Annotated in this window: 1 protein-coding gene; it reads right to left on the bottom strand. The window is 68.2% G+C overall.

Features of this window, described 5'->3' with window-relative positions; all coding sequences use genetic code 11:
* The coding region (locus HWY37_RS34490) for a putative Ig domain-containing protein (protein WP_176090923.1) at positions 1 to 899 on the bottom strand (899 nt) is incomplete at both ends.

Raw genomic sequence — 899 nt, 5'->3', positions numbered from 1 at the left:
GCCGAGGAGTCGAGCTTGCCGGTGATCAGGCCGGTGGCCGGATCGAGGGTCAGGCCCGGCGGCAGGCCGGAGGCGGTGTAGGTCAGCGTGTCGCCCTTATCGACGTCCTGGAACTGCTTGGAGATGTCGACCGGGGTGATGGTGTCGCTGTCGTTGCTGTTCTGGTTGTCCAGCGTGACGCCCGGGGTCAGGATCGGGGCGTCGTTGGTGCCGGTGACGGTGACCGTCAGGGTGGCGGTGGTGCTGGCGCCGTCGGCGTCGGTCACGGTGTAGGTGATCGAGGTGGTGGCGTTGTCCTTGCTGCCCAGGGCCTGGAAGTCCGAGCCGGGGTTGAAGGAGTAGGAACCGTCGGCATTGAGCGTGAAGGTGCCGCCGTGCGTGCCGGCGATCTGCTGGCCCACGCTGGCCGCGTTGCCGTTGACCTCGGAGACGCGGATGGTGTCGCCGTCGGGATCGGCGTCGTTGGCGAGCACGCCATGGGCGGCGTCGACGTTGAGCGACGTATCTTCGTCGGTCGTGCCGGTGTCATCCTTGGCGACCGGGGCGGGGTTCTTCACGTCCCAGGTGAAGGACTGGGTGACGCTCGCGCCGCTGGCGTCGGTGGCGGTGACGACGATGTCGTAGACGCCATGGTTGCCGCCCTGCGAAGCCGAGGAGTCGAGCTTGCCGGTGATCAGGCCGGTGGCCGGATCGAGGGTCAGGCCCGGCGGCAGGCCGGAGGCGGTGTAGGTCAGCGTGTCGCCCTTATCGACGTCCTGGAACTGCTTGGAGATGTCGACCGGGGTGATGGTGTCGCTGTCGTTGCTGTTCTGGTTGTCCAGCGTGACGCCCGGGGTCAGGATCGGGGCGTCGTTGGTGCCGGTGACGGTGACCGTCAGGGTGGCGGTGGTGCTGGCGCC

This window comes from Achromobacter anxifer, assembly GCF_903652925.1.
Taxonomy (GTDB): domain Bacteria; phylum Pseudomonadota; class Gammaproteobacteria; order Burkholderiales; family Burkholderiaceae_B; genus Achromobacter; species Achromobacter anxifer.
Note: the sequence above shows the minus strand (reverse complement) of the source record. Positions and strands in the feature narration are given on the sequence as shown.